A 1,421-nucleotide genomic window follows, 5' to 3' on the forward strand; every position below is an offset into this window, starting at 1 on the left:
GTCAACAAAATCGAGATGCTGGGTGTTGCACCGATGGTTGATGGGAAGATTTTTCCGAATTTACTGGAATCCGTTAAAATAATATTTCGCCTTTTTTTCGCTAAAATGGCTGAAGCGATATCAGCTCGCATCATATCACAACTAGTAAAACCGGTATCTTGATGGAATCCATCAATACCTAAAAAAGCCGTACTGAAATGAATATGTTCGATACATATTTTGGTGAGCGGGCCGACGAGACTTTCTGCTTGATGCTGATAGACCCCCCCTAATAAAATGATATTGGCGGAGGTGTTGCGCAAAAGGTGTGCAATATAGGCAGAGGGGGTAATAATGGTTACATCGCCTCGGTCCGCAAGAACGCGCGCAAGCAAAGCATTGGCACTACCGCCTTCAATTAATACGGTCTCATGCGGGGATACAAGTTCAGAGGCTTTTTCGGCTAACGTTTGTTTGATGTCAAAGGAAACTTCTAAACGGGAATCAATATTATCGTTTTGCAGTGATATTGCCGCGCCATGAACACGCTTCAAGTATCCACTTTGTTCTAAGAAATTAAGATCTTGGCGAATGGTGACGCCGGACACCCCGATGATTTCAATCAGCTCTGATACTTGAATGCGATTCGCTTTATTGACTAAATGTAAAATTTCACTCTGTCTAGAATTCATGACGTTTGCTCGAATAGAGAAGAGGCACCATTATAGTGCCTCTTTGTTTCATTTGAAACACAAGTGAAGTTTCAATTATAATTCATGCTCTGTACGGGCGATGATGTCGTCTTGCGCATCTGGCGAGAGCGCGGTGAAGAAGGCCGAGTAGCCTGCGACACGTACGACTAAGTCACGATATTGTTCTGGATTCTTCTTGGCAGCCAATAAGGTATCGCGTGAGACGATATTGTATTGTACGTGCCATCCTTTGTGATGGTTGAAGAAGGTACGGATCAACATTGAAAGCTTGATTTTATCCCCTTCAGACGCGACCGCTGATGGGCTTAACTTCTGGTTAAGCAGTACACCACCAAGAATTTTGTTTGCTGGGATCTTACCCACCGAGTTGTAGACAGCCGTTGGCCCTAAGCGATCTGAGCCAGATGCTGGGCTTGCCCCCTCTGCCAGTGGCGTTTTCGCTTTGCGACCGTCTGGCGTTGCCATGGTTGATGCACCAAATGGCACGTTCGCGGAAATACTTGATGTACCGGCGTAGTAGCCGCCACCAATTGGGCCGCGACCATGACGTGTGTTGACGAACTGTTCTAGCTCATCAATGTAAACTTGGTAGGCATGGGTGAGTAGTTGGTCTACCGTGTCATCATCGTTGCCGTATTTGGGCGCGAAATTGATTAAACGTTGGCGAAGCTGTTCGTTCTCAATACCTTCGAAATTTTCTTCTAAGGCTTTGGCCAGCTCTGGCTGGGT

Annotated in this window: 2 protein-coding genes; both read right to left on the reverse strand. The window is 46.0% G+C overall.

Annotated elements, in window-relative coordinates:
- Positions 1 to 671: DeoR/GlpR family DNA-binding transcription regulator (locus B7C60_RS14350; RefSeq protein WP_245869493.1), on the reverse strand; the 671-nt coding region annotated here is incomplete at its 3' end.
- 75 nt (positions 672 to 746) lie between these two features.
- A partial coding sequence (locus B7C60_RS19485) for a glycine radical domain-containing protein (RefSeq protein WP_281251718.1) occupies positions 747 to 1,421 on the reverse strand: 675 nt, incomplete at its 5' end.

It is taken from the genome of Vibrio fujianensis, from assembly GCF_002749895.1.
Taxonomy (GTDB): domain Bacteria; phylum Pseudomonadota; class Gammaproteobacteria; order Enterobacterales; family Vibrionaceae; genus Vibrio; species Vibrio fujianensis.